Annotated in this window: 18 protein-coding genes and 5 tRNA genes; 19 read left to right on the top strand and 4 right to left on the bottom strand. The window is 49.3% G+C overall.

Going from position 1 to position 16,398, the window contains the following annotated elements:
* Nucleotides 1–41 precede the first annotated feature (41 nt).
* Complete coding sequence (locus tag NT239_07225; GenBank protein XGA72599.1) at nt 42–641, top strand: MarC family protein; 600 nt, start codon at nt 42–44, stop codon at nt 639–641.
* Here NT239_07225 and rarD read toward each other — a convergent pair.
* On the bottom strand, nt 638–1,513 hold the full coding sequence (rarD, locus tag NT239_07220) for an EamA family transporter RarD (GenBank protein XGA72598.1): 876 nt from the start codon (nt 1,511–1,513) through the stop codon (nt 638–640). The two genes, NT239_07225 and rarD, sit on opposite strands and share 4 nt — an antisense overlap.
* A 338-nt stretch (nt 1,514–1,851) precedes the next feature.
* Here rarD and rpiA point away from each other — a divergent pair, with 338 nt between their 5' ends.
* The 4 genes from rpiA to corA all read left to right on the top strand — a co-directional run bounded on the left by rpiA (nt 1,852) and on the right by corA (nt 6,038).
* Nucleotides 1,852–2,508 carry a ribose-5-phosphate isomerase RpiA gene (gene rpiA, locus NT239_07215; protein XGA72597.1) on the top strand — a complete coding sequence of 219 codons (657 nt, stop codon included), beginning with the start codon at nt 1,852–1,854 and terminating at the stop codon, nt 2,506–2,508.
* 119 nt (nt 2,509–2,627) lie between these two features.
* Entirely contained in the window at nt 2,628–3,341 is a 714-nt protein-coding gene (gene phoU, locus NT239_07210) for a phosphate signaling complex protein PhoU (GenBank protein ID XGA72596.1), read from the top strand.
* A gap of 136 nt (nt 3,342–3,477) precedes the next feature.
* On the top strand, nt 3,478–4,971 hold the full coding sequence (locus NT239_07205) for a Ppx/GppA family phosphatase (protein XGA72595.1): 1,494 nt from the start codon (nt 3,478–3,480) through the stop codon (nt 4,969–4,971).
* On the top strand, nt 4,920–6,038 hold the full coding sequence (corA, locus tag NT239_07200; protein XGA72594.1) for a magnesium/cobalt transporter CorA: 1,119 nt from the start codon (nt 4,920–4,922) through the stop codon (nt 6,036–6,038). The genes NT239_07205 and corA overlap by 52 nt, the downstream gene beginning before the upstream one ends.
* A 55-nt stretch (nt 6,039–6,093) precedes the next feature.
* Here the strand turns inward: corA and NT239_07195 are convergent, their stop codons facing one another.
* A complete protein-coding gene (locus NT239_07195; protein ID XGA72593.1) occupies nt 6,094–6,573 on the bottom strand; it encodes a DUF456 family protein in 480 nt (159 codons plus the stop codon).
* Between the two features lie 187 nt (nt 6,574–6,760).
* Between NT239_07195 and NT239_07190 the strand changes: the two genes are divergently transcribed.
* The 3 genes from NT239_07190 (at nt 6,761) to NT239_07180 (ending at nt 8,157) form a co-directional block, all read left to right on the top strand.
* A tRNA-Phe gene (locus tag NT239_07190) sits at nt 6,761–6,836 on the top strand.
* Nucleotides 6,837–7,025: 189 nt separating this feature from the next.
* On the top strand, nt 7,026–7,727 hold the full coding sequence (locus tag NT239_07185) for a GTP cyclohydrolase I (protein XGA72592.1): 702 nt from the start codon (nt 7,026–7,028) through the stop codon (nt 7,725–7,727).
* 10 nt (nt 7,728–7,737) lie between these two features.
* Nucleotides 7,738–8,157 carry a BLUF domain-containing protein gene (locus NT239_07180; GenBank protein ID XGA72591.1) on the top strand — a complete coding sequence of 140 codons (420 nt, stop codon included), beginning with the start codon at nt 7,738–7,740 and terminating at the stop codon, nt 8,155–8,157.
* Between the two features lie 49 nt (nt 8,158–8,206).
* Here NT239_07180 and NT239_07175 read toward each other — a convergent pair whose 3' ends face one another.
* A complete protein-coding gene (locus NT239_07175; protein ID XGA72590.1) occupies nt 8,207–8,908 on the bottom strand; it encodes a hypothetical protein in 702 nt (233 codons plus the stop codon).
* Nucleotides 8,909–9,098: 190 nt separating this feature from the next.
* Between NT239_07175 and NT239_07170 the strand changes: the two genes are divergently transcribed.
* Entirely contained in the window at nt 9,099–9,302 is a 204-nt protein-coding gene (locus NT239_07170) for a cold-shock protein (GenBank protein ID XGA72589.1), read from the top strand.
* A gap of 171 nt (nt 9,303–9,473) precedes the next feature.
* On the opposite strand, the gene ilvD is transcribed toward NT239_07170, so the two are convergent.
* Nucleotides 9,474–11,333 carry a dihydroxy-acid dehydratase gene (gene ilvD, locus NT239_07165; protein XGA72588.1) on the bottom strand — a complete coding sequence of 620 codons (1,860 nt, stop codon included), beginning with the start codon at nt 11,331–11,333 and terminating at the stop codon, nt 9,474–9,476.
* 169 nt (nt 11,334–11,502) lie between these two features.
* Between ilvD and lgt the strand changes: the two genes are divergently transcribed.
* The 10 genes from lgt to rplA all read left to right on the top strand — a co-directional run bounded on the left by lgt (nt 11,503) and on the right by rplA (nt 16,263).
* Nucleotides 11,503–12,309, top strand: coding sequence for a prolipoprotein diacylglyceryl transferase (lgt, locus tag NT239_07160; GenBank protein XGA72587.1), 807 nt, complete (start codon nt 11,503–11,505; stop codon nt 12,307–12,309).
* Nucleotides 12,310–12,409: 100 nt separating this feature from the next.
* Nucleotides 12,410–12,495: transfer RNA gene (locus tag NT239_07155), tRNA-Tyr, on the top strand.
* 49 nt (nt 12,496–12,544) lie between these two features.
* Nucleotides 12,545–12,618, top strand: a tRNA-Gly gene (locus NT239_07150).
* A 6-nt stretch (nt 12,619–12,624) separates the two neighbouring features.
* Nucleotides 12,625–12,699, top strand: a tRNA-Thr gene (locus NT239_07145).
* A gap of 53 nt (nt 12,700–12,752) precedes the next feature.
* Nucleotides 12,753–13,943, top strand: a complete 1,191-nt coding sequence (gene tuf / locus NT239_07140) for an elongation factor Tu (protein ID XGA72586.1) — start codon at nt 12,753–12,755, stop codon at nt 13,941–13,943.
* A gap of 48 nt (nt 13,944–13,991) precedes the next feature.
* Nucleotides 13,992–14,067: transfer RNA gene (locus NT239_07135), tRNA-Trp, on the top strand.
* Between the two features lie 67 nt (nt 14,068–14,134).
* A complete protein-coding gene (gene secE / locus NT239_07130) occupies nt 14,135–14,488 on the top strand; it encodes a preprotein translocase subunit SecE (protein XGA72585.1) in 354 nt (117 codons plus the stop codon).
* Between the two features lie 18 nt (nt 14,489–14,506).
* Complete coding sequence (nusG, locus tag NT239_07125) at nt 14,507–15,040, top strand: transcription termination/antitermination protein NusG (protein XGA72584.1); 534 nt, start codon at nt 14,507–14,509, stop codon at nt 15,038–15,040.
* A gap of 98 nt (nt 15,041–15,138) precedes the next feature.
* The gene (gene rplK, locus NT239_07120; GenBank protein XGA72583.1) at nt 15,139–15,570 is read left to right on the top strand and encodes a 50S ribosomal protein L11; all 432 of its coding nucleotides are present in this window, start codon (nt 15,139–15,141) and stop codon (nt 15,568–15,570) included.
* On the top strand, nt 15,571–16,263 hold the full coding sequence (rplA, locus tag NT239_07115) for a 50S ribosomal protein L1 (protein XGA72582.1): 693 nt from the start codon (nt 15,571–15,573) through the stop codon (nt 16,261–16,263). It abuts the gene before it with no gap.
* Nucleotides 16,264–16,398 lie beyond the last annotated feature (135 nt).

Below are 16,398 nucleotides of genomic sequence, written 5' to 3'. Positions count from 1 at the left end.
CCCGAATAGCTGGCTAGGCGCAGCATCGCTAGACTGGCGAAATGGATAGCCCAACTTTTCTCTCTGCCTTTATTTTGCTGCTACTGGTGACCGACCCGCTCGGCGGCATTCCGCTGTTTGTGTCGCTGATGAAGCAAGTGCCCAAAGAGCGGCGCTGGCGCATGATTATTCGTGAAGTTAGCGTCGCTTTTTTGGTGCTGCTGCTGTTTATGATTTTCGGGCGGCAATTTCTCGAAGTGATGCACCTATCGCAAACCTCGCTCGGCATTGCTGGCGGCGTGATTTTGTTTTTGATCGCCTTGCGCATGGTGTTTCCTCATCCGGATGGCGTGTTTGGCGATACGCAGCAGGGCGAGCCATATATTGTGCCGCTCGCGATCCCATTGCTGGCCGGGCCTTCGGCCTTGGCGACGGTGCTATTGCTGGTTTCGCGCGACCCCGGTGGCTTTTGGCTATGGGTTGGCGCTTTGGCTTTAACGATGTTGGTCTGCGCGCTGACCTTGGCGTTTTCGGAGAAAATCAGTCAAGTCTTGGGCGAGCAGGTGACGACCGCCTTTGAGCGCTTGATGGGACTAATTTTGACCGCAATTGCGGTACAAATGCTGCTCGATGGTATCAAAACCTATTTAGCAGGGCTTTAAGCTGCTACATAGCGCTGCCGTTGCCATATGCTTTCAACGGTAAACAAAATTAGCGCAGTCCAAATCAGGCCAAAGCCGACCATTCGATCAACACCAAATGGTTCGTGCCACAGCCAGATCGCCAAAATAAGCTGCACAGTTGGTGCAAGATATTGCAGCAAGCCCAATTGCGTCATGCTGATTTTGCGCGCTGCGCCAGCAAACAGCAGTAGGGGTATTGCCGTGATTGGCCCTGCTAGCATAACGCTGATCTGCATACCTGTTGGGGCATGGTTAAAATGATTTGCGCCTGTCGCACTGAGAACCAACATGCCGAGTACGGCGATCGGAAACAGAATCGCCGTTTCTAAGGTCAGCCCTTCCAGTGCGCCCAAACTTGCTGTTTTGCGTAGCAAGCCGTAAATCCCAAAGCTCAGTGCCACTGTGAGCGCGATCCACGGCAATTGGCCTGCGGCGATGGTCAACCAAGCCACACCTGCGGTTGCAATCGCAACGCAGACCCACTGCGACGAGCGCAGACGTTCTTTCAAGATTAAAACACCGAGCACGACATTAATCAGTGGGTTAATAAAATAACCCAAACTCGCGTCAACTACGCGGCCTGAATTAGCCGCCCAGATATACACCAACCAATTAATCGACAGTAACACCGCGCTTAGGGCAAAGCCGCCGATCAGGCGGCGGTTTTTGAGTTGCGCTAGCCAAGCCCATTGTTTGCGGACCGCTAAAATCGCCAGCAGAAACAGCAGTGCCCAGACGATACGGTGTAAAACAATTTCGCCGGCGGGCATAAATTGGATGGTTTTAAAGTAGAGCGGAAACAAGCCCCAGATTAAGTAGGCCAGTACGGCAGCGAAAAGGCCTGAATGCATGATGTTAGGGCTCGCATGGATGGATTTTGAGTATAAGGCTGCGCATCGCGCCGCAATAGCCACAGTTGCAGCTCGCGCAGATGCACACAGTTTCTCCTTGAGGGTATATGAGTCTGGCAATTATGCGAATTAGGGCTTGGGTGTATACGTCATTGGGTATGTTGGATGATTGCGTGAGCAAGTTTGGGTTAGAGCGCAAACGACGTTCTTGCTAATTACACAGCTTTTGATGCGCGGCAAGTTGCCTTGCTGCTAAGATCTGCACAATCGTAGGCATATTCTGCTGGCTACGTTCAGCGACTTCGCGATATATAATTGACCCTTACCTAGGAGCTACCATGACACAAAACGAACTGAAAGAAGCAGTAGGTCGCGCGGCGATTGCTTATATTCCTGATGATTGCATTGTTGGCGTGGGCACGGGCTCGACGGCCAATTACTTTATTGATGCCTTGGCAGAAATCAAAGGCCGCATCAAAGGCGCGGTTTCCTCATCGGAAGCGAGCGTGACACGCCTGAAATCGCACGGTATTCCAGTGTATGAGCTCAACACGATTGATGAATTGCCCGTCTATGTTGATGGCGCCGATGAAATTAATCATCAACTGCAAATGATCAAGGGCGGCGGCGCAGCGCTGACGCGCGAAAAAATTGTGGCTGCGGTGGCCGAGCAATTTATTTGTATTGCGGATGAATCCAAATTGGTCGACGTATTGGGTAACTTCCCGTTGCCGATTGAAGTGATTCCAATGGCACGCTCATATGTGGCGCGCGAAATCGTTAAACTGGGCGGTCATCCAGCTTATCGTGAAGGTGTGGTGACCGATAATGGCAATATCATTATCGATGTGCACGGCTTGAAAATTACCCAAGCCACCGAGCTAGAAACCAAGCTCAACCAAATCGTTGGTGTGGTCACCAACGGCATTTTCGCGCACCGTCGTGCCGATGTGTTGTTACTGGGTACCGCCAGTGGTGTAAAAACCATCAAATAAGCAGCAAAGCCTCTACAATGCTGGCATAGCGCACGAATGCAGTGAGATTGGCAAGATGAAACATGCTTGTAATATTTTGCTGCTATCGTGCGTGGTTAATTACATTGGAGTTATTGCGCATGCCTGAACATTTCTCAGAACACATTTCGACTCAGTTTGATGCCGATCTGAATGCGATTCGTACCCAAGTCATGGCGATGGCTGGCTTGGTTGAAGAGCAAGTACGCTTGGCGATGAAGGCACTCGCGTCGGGCGATATGGGCATCATTAATCAAGTGATTGCGCAAGAACAAAAAGTCAACGCAATGCATCTTGAACTCGACGATATGTGCGTGCATATGATCGCCCGTCGCCAGCCAGCGGCTTCTGATTTGCGTTTGGTGATGACGGTAATTAAGTCGGTTGAAGACTTGGAAAGCATTGGCGATAAAGCGCATAAAATTTGCCTGCGCGCTAAGTCGATTTTTGACAGCGGCAAGATGCAAGTACCGAAATTTCATGAATTAAACCATATCGCCACGCTCGCGCTTGATATGTTGACGCGCGCGCTTGATGCTTTTGCGCGTCTTGATTCAGCATCGGCTGCCGAAGTCATCGCATCGGATGAGCAGCTCGATCAAGAATATCGCGCCTTGCAGCGTCAGTTGATCACCGTGATGATGGAAGACCCACGTGCGATTTCTTTGACACTGGATATCTTATGGATCGCTAAAGCGACCGAGCGCATCGGCGATTTGGCAGTGAACGTGGCTGAACACGTCGTTTACTTGGTCAAAGGCCGCGATGTGCGACACAAAACACAGGCCGAAGTCGACGCGATTGCCAAGAGCTAATTGGCGATTGTACGGTCTAGAAAAAGGGGGCAAATTCACGTGCCCCCTTTTTTTCGTGTTTTTTTTGTTCAGATTACGGTAAATTGACGCACCTACACAAAATAATCTGATTTAGATTTTGGAGCTGTTTTTGTAAATGAGCGATAACTCGATCATCGCTGCGGTTGATTTAGGTTCGAATAGTTTTCGCCTGCAAGTTGCCCGAGTGGTCGAAGGCGCTTTATTTCCTCTCGATTCTTTAAAAGAAACGGTGCGCTTGGGGGCGGGGTTGGATGCTCATGGCTGCTTAAGCGAGAGCGCCATCGACGAGTTGATCGCCGCACTATCGCGTTTTGGCGAACGATTAAGCGGCTTGCCGCCGCAATGTGTACGCGCCGTGGCGACCAACACCTTCCGCATCGCGCGCAATGTCGCTGATTTTTTGCCTGCTGCCGAAGCGGCTTTGGGTTTTCCGATCGAAATTATCGCTGGCCGCGAAGAAGCGCGGCTGATCTATATTGGCGCGGCGCATAGTTTGCCCAGCACGCGCGAACGTCGCCTCGTTGTTGATATTGGCGGCGGTTCGACCGAATTGATTATTGGTAGTCAATACCGCTCCTTCCGCACCGAAAGCATACAGCTCGGTTGTGTTGGTTGGAGTATGCGCTACTTCCCTGATGGCGTGATTACGCGCGAGAGACTGGAAACGGCTGAGCTGGCGGCGCGGGGCGCTTTTCTACCTTTGGTACCCGATTTCCATACCAGCGAATGGCAACGAGCCATCGGAACCTCGGGTACTGCCCGCTCGCTGGCGGATATCTTGGAGTTGAACGACTTATCCCCCTTGGGTATTACTCGTTCGGGGATGGCCGCGCTACGCGAAAAAATGCTCGCCGCTGGTCATGTCGATAAGATCGTACTGAATGGTTTGCGTGATGATAGGCGCGCGGTGTTGGCCGGTGGTTTTGCAATTATGCAAGCGGCGTTTGATATGCTGGGCATTGAGCGCATGAATATCACCTATGGCGCGCTGCGTGATGGCGTGCTGTACGACTTGATGCAGCGGCAAACGCAGTATGATGTACGCGACCGTACGGTCGATTTCTTTCAGCGCCGCTACCACGTTGATGGTTTGCAAGCGAATCGCGTCACCGCCTTGGCGATGCAGCTGTTTGAATCGCTGCGCGGCGAAAGCGTGCCCGAAGATGCCGTGTTGGCGCGGCATTTGCATATGGCGGCGGGTTTGCACGAAGTAGGGCGCTCCATTGCCCATGCCAGTTATCACAAACATTCGGCGTATATTTTGCAGCATGCCGATATGCCGGGCTTTTCGAAGCGTGAGCAGTTGTGGCTGGCGCGTTTGGTGTTGGCGCATGCGGGCAGTTTGACCAAACTAGCGGGTGAAACGATTTTGCCCGCGGAGTGGGATGCCATCTTGGCGCTGCGTTTGGCTGTGGTGTTTTATCGCTCGCGGCTGGATGAAACGCCGCCCCCATTTGATTTAATTCGTCAGACTGAAGGTTATATCTTAACGATTGATGCAAACTGGTTGGCCTCGCATCCACTGACTGCGTTTGCGCTCAACGAGGAAACAATTGCATGGCAAAACATCGGCGTGACGCTACAAGTGCAGGCCATCGCCGCCGAATAAAGGCGCACCTTAAGTCAGCCAAAGCCGGGCTAGCGCCGGGTTCGTTACAATATGTTGGTGCTACCGAGCCGATGCCAACCTTGGCGACCTTGATCGAATTTGGTCAAAATGAAGGCGAGTTTCTGGAAACCAAATTCACTGACCTCGATCAGGGGCGTGAGTTTCGACCAACCTACAGCCACTACTGGCTGAATTTGCATGGCTTAGAAGATCAAGAGTTGCTCAAGCTGATCGGTCGTCGCTTTCATCTTCATCCCTTGGTGCTGGAAGATATTCTTAATACGCAGCAACGCCCTAAGGTGGAAACCTATCCCGGCTATTTGTTTATTACGTCACGACTGATCTTTCGCGATGATGATGGCGTGGTTGATTCTGAGCAGATCAGCTTGGTGGTGGGGCGAAATTTTTTGCTCACATTCCAAGAAAAATCGACCGGAACGTTTGCCAGTATTCGTGAATCCTTGCGCAATACAGAATCGCAACTGCGTAAATTTGGTGCGGATTATTTGGTCTATGCCTTGCTTGATAAAATCGTTGATCGGTATTTTGCAGTGCTTGAACAAATTGGCGAGCGGGTTGATGATTTAGAAGATGAAATTATTGAGGAGCTGAACCCCGACCAGATGCAGGAAGTACAGCAGTTACGTCGCTCGCTGCAGTCCTTGAAGCGCGGCTTATGGCCGCTGCGCGAGGTGATTAATTTGTTGCAACGCGACGATGCTGATTTTTTCAAAGATGAAACACAGCTGTATTTGCGCGATGCGTATGATCACACCGTGCAATTGATCGAAAGTGTTGAGGCTTTGCGCGAGGCGGTATCGGGCTTGCAAGATATTTATCTGGCTTTGCAATCGCAAACGATGAACACCCAAATGCGCACATTGACGGTATTCACCATTATTTTCAGCCCCTTAACGTTGATTGCCGGCGTCTATGGGATGAACTTTGACAATATGCCTGAACTACATTGGGAGTGGGGGTATTTTGCGGTGCTGGCCTTGATGGGTATATTGGGTGTGGGTTTGGGGTTGTTTTTCTGGTTGCGGCGCTGGATTGATCCTGTTTGATAGGTATCGGCCTGTAGTGCTTTATAAATAAGCGCTACAGGCCGATACTGCTTGGTTAAAGCCAGTAGGCAAGCCAGAAAATACCCAGCATGGCAAAAACAAGACCAATCTTGGCAATCGCGCCCGCAATCATCCCCAGCCAACTTGCGATGCCTACTTTGCCGGCTTTTACTGTTTCACGCGTTGCATAATATTCACCTGCTGCTGCGCCAAATAGTGGACCAAAAATCAAACCAACTGGCCCTGCAAAAATGCCTAAAATTGCGCCTAGCGTCGCACCCCAAACGGCTTGTTTGCTGGCCCCTGCGACTTTAGCACCCATCGCGCCTGCTATGTAATCGAGTGCGCTGGCAAATATGGCGATCGCCGCCAGTGCTAGCATGGTGTAGCCGCTGACGGTTTGGAAATCTTGTTGCCAAGCAATAATCATCATGCCGGCAAATACCAAAGGGGTTGATGGCAACAGGGGCAAAATAATGCCTGCCACGCCCAATAGCATCAGGCCAATACTTAATACCCACCAAATTGTATCCATGGCCCATCCTAAATTCGTTGATTTGAAGCCAGTTTGACTATAAAAATGAAAAAATGTTCGCAAATATAATCTGAATTAAATCAGTCTTCTATGCAAAGAGTGAAATAATTGCTGAGCAAATATTTGACGGCCTTGTTGAGATAGTGTTTAATTCCGCTTCTCGCTGATCGACGTCAGTCAGAGAAGTGGCCAATTAGCTCAGTTGGTAGAGCAGCGGATTGAAAATCCGCGTGTCCGTGGTTCGATTCCGCGATTGGCCACCACAGAATTTCAGCTAAGCCCAATCCTCGGATTGGGCTTTTTGCTTTGTAGCGCAACTCACTGCAAAGTGATGAATTGCGCTTGTTTTTCTCCCTTCTGTGTTTGTGGTACGCTGAAGGCGTCTGAGCGGTGAACTGTCGCCGCTTGTGCTATTTTGCTGTATTCACTCTGTATCAAGCTAAGGATTTATCTTGAGCCAATCTGACCTTCCCGTACAGCCGCCCGTGTCACAACGGATTCGTTATCGCTTGCATCAGGCGGGCCGACGTTTTCATGCGAATGACAATATTGCCGACTTTATCGAAGAAGGCGAAATGACCGAATTGCTCGATGAAGTGCAAGAAAAAATGGTCGGTGTTTTGCAAAGCTTGGTGATCGATACCGAGAATGATCACAACACGCAAGATACTGCGCGTCGAGTGGCTAAAATGTATCTCAATGAAGTTTTTCGTGGTCGCTACGTTGCCCAGCCTGCGGTAACAGAGTTTCCCAATGTTGAGCATTTGAACGAATTGATGATTGTTGGCCCGATTACGGTGCGTAGTGCCTGTTCGCATCATTTTTGCCCGATTATTGGCAAATTATGGATTGGTATTTTGCCTAACCAGCATTCGAACTTGATTGGTTTATCAAAATACGCACGCTTGGCTGAATGGGTGATGTCTCGTCCGCAAATTCAGGAAGAAGCGGTAACGCAGATGGCGGACTTATTGCAAAGTAAGGTTAAGCCAGACGGTTTGGCCATTGTGATGGAGGCCGATCATTTTTGCATGCACTGGCGTGGCGTGAAGGACTCGGATTCTAAAATGATTAACAGCGTAATGCGTGGGATTTTCTTGAAAGATACGCATTTGCGCCTTGAGTTTTTGTCTTTAATTAACAATAAACGCTAAGAGGGTTTCCATGCTTGTACGTTTGATTTATGCGAGTCGTGCGGCGGGTGAGGTGAACGCTGAATTGCTTGAGGCTTTATTGCGTAGTTCACGGCAAAATAACCCCGCGATCGGTATTACGGGCGTGTTGTGCTATGGTTCTGGTGTGTTCGTGCAAGTGTTGGAGGGAAGCCGCTCGGCGGTTTCATCGCTGTACAATGTGATTGTCCGTGATCCACGGCACGAAAAAGTTGAGTTACTCAGTTTTGAGGAAATTTGTGAGCGCCATTTTTCTGATTGGACGATGGGGCAAGTGAATATGTCGAAAGTAAATCACGGAGTATTGCTCAAATATTCGGCTCGCAGCGAATTTAACCCGTTTGAGATGAATTCCTCTGCAATTATTTTATTGCTCGATGAGTTGATTGCGACGGCGGCGATATCGAAATAAATTGGGTTGTGAAGAAAAAAAGCCATCTTTGTAGATGGCTTTTTTGTTGTTAGGCTGTTTGATCGATAGCAGGGGCTTTGTTGCCAAACCAATCAAAGAAACGGTCGCCGCCATTCAATTTCAGAAGTTTGAGTACCATATCACCCATGATTTGATCCGCGTTATCTGGCTTACTGAGTTTGAAGGGGAGTCGTACAGGTTCAGCGCTGATGCTATTCAGAAGGTCGTCAGCCGTGCCGTTATAGTGCATGGTTGATGCTGGGGTGCTCTCTGTATCGTTAGCAATGCTAGGTTTAGCGTTGCGGGTGACATGTTGAGTGTAGCTGAGTTCTTGCCTAGATTCATAATTCACTGCTAGTTCAAATTCAAACTGTCGACCGTCGGCCGTTGTAATGGTGCCGCGCCCTGAAAAGCTACTGCTGTCACTAAGGCTGAAATTGGCCGCTTGGGTGCTTGTTGTGCCATCGCTTGTTCTTGATAGGCTCATGCTGGCTTCGCTACTGGCATTAAGCTCAATTTGATCAAAACTTACCTGCATGCCTTTGGCTGCGTCGCCAAATAATTGCTGGGCAAATTGTCCAAGGAAATCTTGTGCCAGATGGAGTGTTTCTTTTTGTAGTTGCGCAACGCGATGTTCGATTTTACTGGGTTTGTTTTCGCTTGCATTGCTGTTTTGAACAACTTCGCTAACACCTTTGTTTCGAGCTTGGCTCAAGAAGTCTCGCCCTGCTAGTGCGGATATGGACGACATGATGGCGTGCTCCAGTGAGGGATAAAAAGCTTATCGGCCAAGGGTTGGGAAAGTTGATGCTGTAGGAGATGAGCGGTATGCGAGCAAATAAAATTGGTAAAAAGTCATTTAAAAGATGCGGGCGGCGCAATATTGTGTATGATGTGGTCTTGGGCGAATGCTCAATTTTATAGTTTAAGGTAAATTAAAGATGGCAACTGGTACAGTTAAGTGGTTCAACGATGCAAAAGGCTTCGGTTTCATTACTCCTGATCAAGGTGGCGAAGACTTGTTTGCCCACTTCTCAGCAATTAATTCTAGCGGTTTCAAAACACTGCAAGAAGGCCAGAAAGTAAGCTTTGAAGTGACGAACGGCCCTAAAGGTCAACAAGCTTCAAACATTCAGCCTCTGTAATTTACTACAGACTCTGATGCTCAAGACCCAGCTAAGGCTGGGTTTTTTGTTGTCGATTTAAATTAAATTGCTAGGGGTATTGCTCTGTAGGTAATTAATTGCTTAGGCTTTTGATATATACCTAGCAATAAAAAAAGCGGCCCTGAGGCCGCTTTTTGTTGTGCTGAGTGTTTAGTCTTTGCGCTCAACTTGTGATACATCGCGAACCGCACCAGTGTCGGCTGATGTTGTCATTGCGGCGTAGGCACGCAGCGCTGCGCTGACGAAACGTTGGCGATCAACTGGCTTCCAAGCATCTTTGCCTTTGGCTTCCATTGCTGCGCGACGCGCAGCCAGTTCTTCATCGCTAATCAGCAAATTGATCGTACGATTTGGAATGTCGATTTCAAGTTGATCACCTTCCATTGCCAGACCAATCGCACCACCTTCGGCTGCTTCAGGTGAAACGTGGCCGATCGATAGACCAGAAGTGCCGCCAGAGAATCGACCGTCGGTCAGGAGTGCGCACGCTTTGCCAAGACCTTTCGATTTTAGGTAAGAGGTTGGGTACAGCATCTCTTGCATGCCTGGACCGCCTTTCGGGCCTTCGTAGCGAATCAATACCACATCGCCAGCGACGATTTGGTCGTCCAAAATGCCGGCTACCGCGTCGTCTTGACTTTCAAAAATGCGTACGCGGCCAGTGAATTTTAGGATCGAATCGTCAACGCCGGCAGTTTTTACGATGCAACCGCGTTCGGCGATATTGCCATACAGTACTGCAATGCCACCGTCTTGCGAGTAGGCGTTTTCTTTGTTGCGAATGCAGCCGTTGGCACGGTCTAGGTCAAGTTCTGGCCAGCGCATGCTTTGGCTGAAAGCGATGGTGGTTGCTACGCCGCCAGGAGCTGCGCGGTACAGTAGGTGTGCGAGACTTTCTGGGGTGTTTTTGATGATGTCCCATTGGTCAATGCTATCGCCCATAGTTTTGGCGTGTACGGTTGGTACGTCACGGTGGATTAAGCCAGCGCGATCCAATTCGGCCAAAATGCCGATGACACCGCCGGCGCGGTGAACGTCTTCCATATGGTATTTCTGCGTAGCAGGCGCAACTTTAGCCAAGCATGGCACTTTACGGCTCATGCGGTCGATGTCTTGCATTTTGAAATCGACGCCGGCTTCGTGCGCCGCTGCTAGCAAGTGCAGAACGGTGTTGGTTGAGCCGCCCATGGCGATATCAAGCGCAATCGCGTTTTCAAAGGCTTTAAAAGTGGCGATATTGCGCGGCAAGACTGATTCATCATCTTGCTCATAATAGCGTTTCGCTAATTCAACAATCGTACGACCAGCTTGCAAGAAGAGTTGTTTGCGGTCACCGTGCGTGGCTAGTAGCGAACCGTTGCCTGGTAATGAAAGACCCAAAGCTTCGGTCAAACAGTTCATCGAATTGGCGGTAAACATGCCAGAACACGAGCCACAGGTTGGGCAGGCGCTGCGTTCAACCGCGGCGACTTCTTCGTCCGAAACGTTTGGGTTGGCAGCTTCGACCATCGCATCAACGAGATCTAGCTTGCGGGTTTCGCCGTGCCAATTCACTTTGCCCGCTTCCATTGGGCCGCCAGAGACGAAAATCACGGGAATATTCAGGCGTAATGAAGCCATTAACATGCCAGGGGTGATTTTGTCGCAGTTTGAAATGCAGACAATCGCATCAGCACAGTGCGCGTTGACCATGTATTCAACGGAATCTGCAATCAAATCACGGCTTGGCAGGCTATACAGCATGCCGCCATGACCCATGGCAATGCCGTCATCCACCGCGATGGTGTTGAATTCTTTAGCAACGCCGCCTGCTTTTTCAACTTCACGTGCAACCAGTTGGCCGAGGTTTTGCAAATGTACGTGGCCAGGGACGAATTGGGTGAATGAATTACAAATGGCGATGATGGGTTTATCGAAATCGCCATCTTTCATCCCAGTTGCGCGCCAAAGAGCGCGGGCGCCGGCCATATTGCGACCGTGGGTGGTGGTGCGGGAACGATATACAGGCATGATGTTTTCTCTAAGTGGCTGAAACTGTGTGGCAATTGTAACTAAAAATTAGGCGTTTTGGCTGAACTGCAATGGCGTGCTTGTAAATTGTTATTTGTACTTAGTGCGAGATATTGCCGCATTTGCCAGATATAATCAGCAGCACTCTGATATTAAGAAAGCCAACGTCATGTTTGTACATCCTCAGTTTGATCCTGTTGCAATCCATATCGGCTCGTTTGGGCTGCATTGGTACGGTTTGATGTATTTGCTAGGTTTCGTGTGCTTCCTGCTAATGGGGCGTTGGCGTATTCGGCGCGGCAATCCAGCGGGTTGGCGCACGGAAGAGATGGATGATCTGCTGTTTTATGGTGTGCTAGGGGTGATCTTAGGTGGGCGCCTCGGTTATGTGCTGTTTTATAAACCTGCGTTCTATCTTGCAAATCCACTGGATATCTTAAAGGTATGGGAAGGCGGGATGGCTTTTCACGGCGGATTTTTGGGTGTACTGGTGGCGATGTATTTATTTGGGCGCAAAACTCAGCGTAGCTTTTTACAGGTTACGGATTTTATTGCGCCACTTGTGCCGCTGGGTTTGGCCGCCGGGCGCATGGGGAACTTTATCAATGGCGAGCTTTGGGGTCGTGTAACCGATGCCACTAAGCCATGGGCTATGGTCTTTCCGCAGGCGCATGATGGTTTGCCGCGTCATCCGTCGCAGTTGTATCAGTTTGCTCTTGAGGGCGTTTTGTTGTTCCTGATTTTATGGATTTATTCGAAGAGGCCGCGTCAGACTGGGCAAGTTTCCGCGCTATTTTTGATCGGTTATGGCGCATTCCGCTTTATTGCTGAGTTTGCGCGTGAACCAGATGATTATTTGGGTTTGCTGGCGATGAATTTATCGATGGGGCAGTTGCTGAGTTTGCCAATGATTATTGCTGGTGTTGCGATGTTTGTGTGGGCCTCTAAGCGAAAATTACAGTCTGAACTCGCTTAATTTTCTTTGTGAAATAAGTGTTTACTCAAAAAGCATGCGTTTTGTATTGAAATTTATTTGACGAGATTCTGCGACATCTCCATAATGCGGGTCTCTAAAGGGGGGGATTACCCCAGCGGTCAACGGGTCCGGACTGTAAATCCGGCGGCTCAGCCTTCGAAGGTTCGAATCCTTCTCCCCCCACCAAACACCCATAGTTGCGGGTTTTGGTAGAAACGAATTTTAAGTACTAAGCGCGGGTGTAGCTCAATGGTAGAGCAGAAGCCTTCCAAGCTTACGACGAGGGTTCGATTCCCTTCACCCGCTCCAGAATTTGCTGATGTAGCTCAGGGGTAGAGCACTCCCTTGGTAAGGGAGAGGTCGGGGGTTCAATTCCCCCCATCAGCACCAGTTCGTAGTGTCATTAATCTGTTATTTCAAGTTCTCGAGAAGGAAATAAAGCGATGGCTAAGGAAAAGTTTACGCGGACCAAGCCGCACGTTAACGTTGGTACAATCGGTCACGTTGACCACGGTAAAACAACCCTGACTGCAGCAATTACTACTGTATTGACTCGCAAGTTCGGTGGTGAAGCTAAAGATTACTCTCAAATCGACAGCGCGCCTGAAGAAAAAGCACGTGGTATTACTATTAATACAGCACACGTTGAATACGAAACTGAGACTCGCCACTACGCTCACGTAGACTGCCCAGGCCACGCGGATTATGTTAAAAACATGATTACTGGTGCGGCGCAGATGGACGGCGCGATCTTGGTGGTTTCTGCTGCTGATGGTCCTATGCCACAAACTCGTGAGCACATCTTGTTGTCTCGTCAGGTTGGCGTTCCATACATCATCGTATTCATGAACAAAGCTGACTTGGTTGATGATGCTGAGTTGCTCGAATTGGTTGAAATGGAAGTTCGTGACCTGTTGTCTAAATATGACTTCCCAGGTGACGACACCCCAATCATTACTGGTTCTGCTCGTGCAGCGCTGGAAGGTGATCAAGGCGAATACGGTGAGCCAGCAATCTACCGCTTGGCTGAGGCTTTGGATACGTACATTCCTCTGCCAGAGCGTGCAGTTGATGGTACATTCCTGATGCCAGTTGAGGATGTATTCTCAATTTCTGGTCGTGGTACTGTAGTAACTGGTCGTGTAGAGCGCGGTATCGTTAAAGTTGGTGAAGAAATCGAGATCGTTGGTATCGTTCCAACTGTTAAGACAACTTGTACTGGCGTTGAGATGTTCCGTAAGTTGTTGGATCAAGGTCAAGCTGGTGATAACATTGGTGCGTTGCTGCGCGGTACTAAGCGTGAAGACGTTCAGCGTGGTCAAGTATTGGCTAAACCAGGTTCAATCACGCCACACACTAAATTCACTTCAGAAATCTACGTTCTGTCGAAAGAAGAGGGTGGTCGTCATACGCCATTCTTCAGCAACTACCGTCCACAGTTCTACTTCCGTACTACGGACGTAACTGGCGCGATCGCGTTGCCAGAAGGTACTGAAATGGTTATGCCTGGCGATAACGTATCTATCACTGTAACGTTGATCTGCCCGATCGCGATGGAGCAAGGTTTGCGCTTTGCGATTCGTGAAGGTGGTCGTACGGTTGGTGCTGGTGTTGTTGCTAAAGTAATTGAATAAAATAGTTGCAAAGTGATCAAAACTAAGTTATAGTTTTGGTCTCTCCCCAGGCGAGTAGCTCAATTGGTAGAGTACCGGTCTCCAAAACCGGGGGTTGCGGGTTCGAAGCCCTCCTCGCCTGCCACATTATCAGCGGAGCCGTTCCAGATCTAATCTGGGGCGGCTTTGTTTTATGGGTCGCCGGAAACGTAATGCAAAGCATAGAACGACTGAAAGTAATGGCAGCTCTGGCCTTGGTGGCTTTGGGTGTTGCTGGTTTTTATTTGGTGCCTGCTGGGCAGTCTTTTGTTGGGTCTCTCTCCGTGGTCGCGGGTTTGGTGGCTGGCGGTGTTGTGATGTGGTTTAGTGAGTTGGGTCGCTCTTTTGTTGACTATGCTCGTGACTCAATCAAAGAGGCGCAGAAGGTGGTTTGGCCAAGCAAGAAAGAAACGTGGCAAGTGACTGGCGTTGTGTTCTTGTTTGTAGCTGTGTTGGCCCTGTTTATGTGGGTGGTTGATTCTGGCTTGGCTTGGTTGTTTTACGATATCGTGCTGGGTCGCGGTTAATCAGTCGGGGAATCGAGCATGGCAATGCGTTGGTATGTAGTACACGCTTATTCTGGCTTTGAAAAAAGCGTACAGAAAGCATTGAAAGAAAGAATTGATCGATTGGAGATGGGGCATCTGTTTGGTCAGATCCTGGTTCCAGTTGAAGAGGTGATGGAAGTAAAGGCTGGGCGTAAGGCGCTAACTGAGCGTAAGTTTTATCCAGGTTATGTTTTTGTAGAGATGGATATGACTGATGATAGTTGGCACTTGGTGAAAAGTACGCCAAAAGTGACTGGCTTTATTGGTGGTTCGGGTACTAAACCGATGCCAATTCCGGCAAAAGAAGTTGAGCGCATGATGCAGCAGGTTCAGGATGGGGCGGATAAGCCGCGTCACAAGATCCTGTTTGAGGTGGGTGAGACTTTGCGTGTTACTGATGGTCCGTTCGCTGACTTTACCGCGACAGTCCAGGATGTTGATTACGACAAAAACCGTCTGAAAGTAACGGTGTCAATTTTTGGTCGTGCAACACCAGTAGATTTGGAATTCTCGCAGGTTGAAAAAACCTAATCTGCGTTTTGAGGCGTTGAATAGTTAATTGTTCAGCGTTTTTGGTAGGGGAGCTAGCTTTCGTGGCTGGCGTTTGACCCATTTTTAGGAGTAGTACTGTGGCAAAGAAAATTATTGGCTACATCAAGCTGCAAGTGCCAGCTGGTAAAGCAAATCCATCGCCTCCAATTGGTCCAGCTTTGGGTCAGCGCGGCTTGAACATCATGGAATTTTGTAAAGCGTTTAACGCTGCGACTCAAGGTGTAGAGCCTGGTCTGCCAATTCCAGTTGTGATTACTGCATTTGCGGATAAATCATTCACTTTCGTAATGAAATCGCCTCCAGCAACTATCTTGCTGAAAAAGGCTGCTGGCATTACTAAAGGTTCTGCTCGCCCACATACCGACAAAGTTGGTAAAGTTACTCGCGCTCAACTTGAAGAAATCGTTAAAACCAAGCAAGCTGATTTGACTGGTGGCGATTTGGATGCTGCTGTTCGTACGATTGCTGGTTCAGCTCGTTCGATTGGTATCGAAGTGGAGGGCGTGTAAATGGCTAAGGTTTCTAAACGTCTTGCAGCATTGCGCGCAAATGTTGATAGCAACAAATTGTACGCAATCGATGAAGCGATCGCTTTGGTAAAAGGCGCTGCAACTGCTAAATTCAACGAGTCTATCGACGTATCGTTCAATTTGGGTATTGATCCACGTAAATCTGATCAGGTTGTTCGTGGCGCAGTTGTGTTGCCAAAAGGTACAGGTAAAACTGTACGCGTAGCAGTGTTTACACAAGGTGCAAACGCTGAAGCCGCTAAAGCTGCTGGTGCAGACGTAGTAGGTTTCGAAGATCTGGCTGAACAAGTTAAAGCAGGCAATATGGATTTCGACGTGGTGATCGCGTCTCCAGATGCTATGCGTATCGTTGGTCAGTTGGGTCAAATCTTGGGTCCACGCGGCCTGATGCCTAACCCGAAAGTAGGTACTGTTACACCTAACGTTGCTGAAGCAGTTAAAAATGCTAAAGCGGGTCAGGTTCAATACCGTACAGACAAAGGTGGTATCGTTCACGCTACTTTGGGTCGCGCTTCTTTCGAAGCTGCTGACTTGCGCGCCAACTTGGCAGCTCTGGTTGATGCTTTGCAAAAAGCGAAGCCAGCAAGCTCTAAAGGCGTGTACTTCAAGAAAATCGCAGTTTCAAGCACGATGGGCTTGGGTGTTCGCGTAGACACTTCGTCCGTCCTGTAATCTGACTTTGGGCTGGAGCTTCGCTATAGGTGAAGCTTCAGATAGTCAAAGACCGTAGGTGCCTACTTGCAAAGTAGGCTTAATCAAGGTGACCAAACACCAGCCTACGCAGACGGTGCTCCCAATGCAGGCTTC

Source organism: Chitinibacter sp. SCUT-21, assembly GCA_041874755.1.
Taxonomy (GTDB): Bacteria; Pseudomonadota; Gammaproteobacteria; order Burkholderiales; family Chitinibacteraceae; genus Chitinibacter.
The sequence above is the reverse complement of the archived record's forward strand: the minus strand, read 5'-3'. Positions and strand labels throughout refer to the sequence as shown.

Bases quoted from the DNA above. Each gene is read 5' to 3' on its own strand.
- nusG (XGA72584.1), top strand. From the start codon at position 14,507: ATGGCAATGCGTTGGTATGTAGTACACGCTTATTCTGGCTTTGAAAAA.
- secE (XGA72585.1), top strand. From the start codon at position 14,135: ATGCAAAGCATAGAACGACTGAAAGTAATGGCAGCTCTGGCCTTGGTG.
- NT239_07225 (XGA72599.1), top strand. From the start codon at position 42: ATGGATAGCCCAACTTTTCTCTCTGCCTTTATTTTGCTGCTACTGGTG.
- NT239_07180 (XGA72591.1), top strand. From the start codon at position 7,738: ATGCTTGTACGTTTGATTTATGCGAGTCGTGCGGCGGGTGAGGTGAAC.
- NT239_07195 (XGA72593.1), bottom strand. From the start codon at position 6,573: ATGGATACAATTTGGTGGGTATTAAGTATTGGCCTGATGCTATTGGGC.
- rarD (XGA72598.1), bottom strand. From the start codon at position 1,513: ATGCATTCAGGCCTTTTCGCTGCCGTACTGGCCTACTTAATCTGGGGC.
- rplA (XGA72582.1), top strand. From the start codon at position 15,571: ATGGCTAAGGTTTCTAAACGTCTTGCAGCATTGCGCGCAAATGTTGAT.
- NT239_07205 (XGA72595.1), top strand. From the start codon at position 3,478: ATGAGCGATAACTCGATCATCGCTGCGGTTGATTTAGGTTCGAATAGT.
- NT239_07170 (XGA72589.1), top strand. From the start codon at position 9,099: ATGGCAACTGGTACAGTTAAGTGGTTCAACGATGCAAAAGGCTTCGGT.
- rpiA (XGA72597.1), top strand. From the start codon at position 1,852: ATGACACAAAACGAACTGAAAGAAGCAGTAGGTCGCGCGGCGATTGCT.
- lgt (XGA72587.1), top strand. From the start codon at position 11,503: ATGTTTGTACATCCTCAGTTTGATCCTGTTGCAATCCATATCGGCTCG.
- tuf (XGA72586.1), top strand. From the start codon at position 12,753: ATGGCTAAGGAAAAGTTTACGCGGACCAAGCCGCACGTTAACGTTGGT.
- corA (XGA72594.1), top strand. From the start codon at position 4,920: ATGGCAAAACATCGGCGTGACGCTACAAGTGCAGGCCATCGCCGCCGA.
- ilvD (XGA72588.1), bottom strand. From the start codon at position 11,333: ATGCCTGTATATCGTTCCCGCACCACCACCCACGGTCGCAATATGGCC.
- phoU (XGA72596.1), top strand. From the start codon at position 2,628: ATGCCTGAACATTTCTCAGAACACATTTCGACTCAGTTTGATGCCGAT.
- NT239_07175 (XGA72590.1), bottom strand. From the start codon at position 8,908: ATGTCGTCCATATCCGCACTAGCAGGGCGAGACTTCTTGAGCCAAGCT.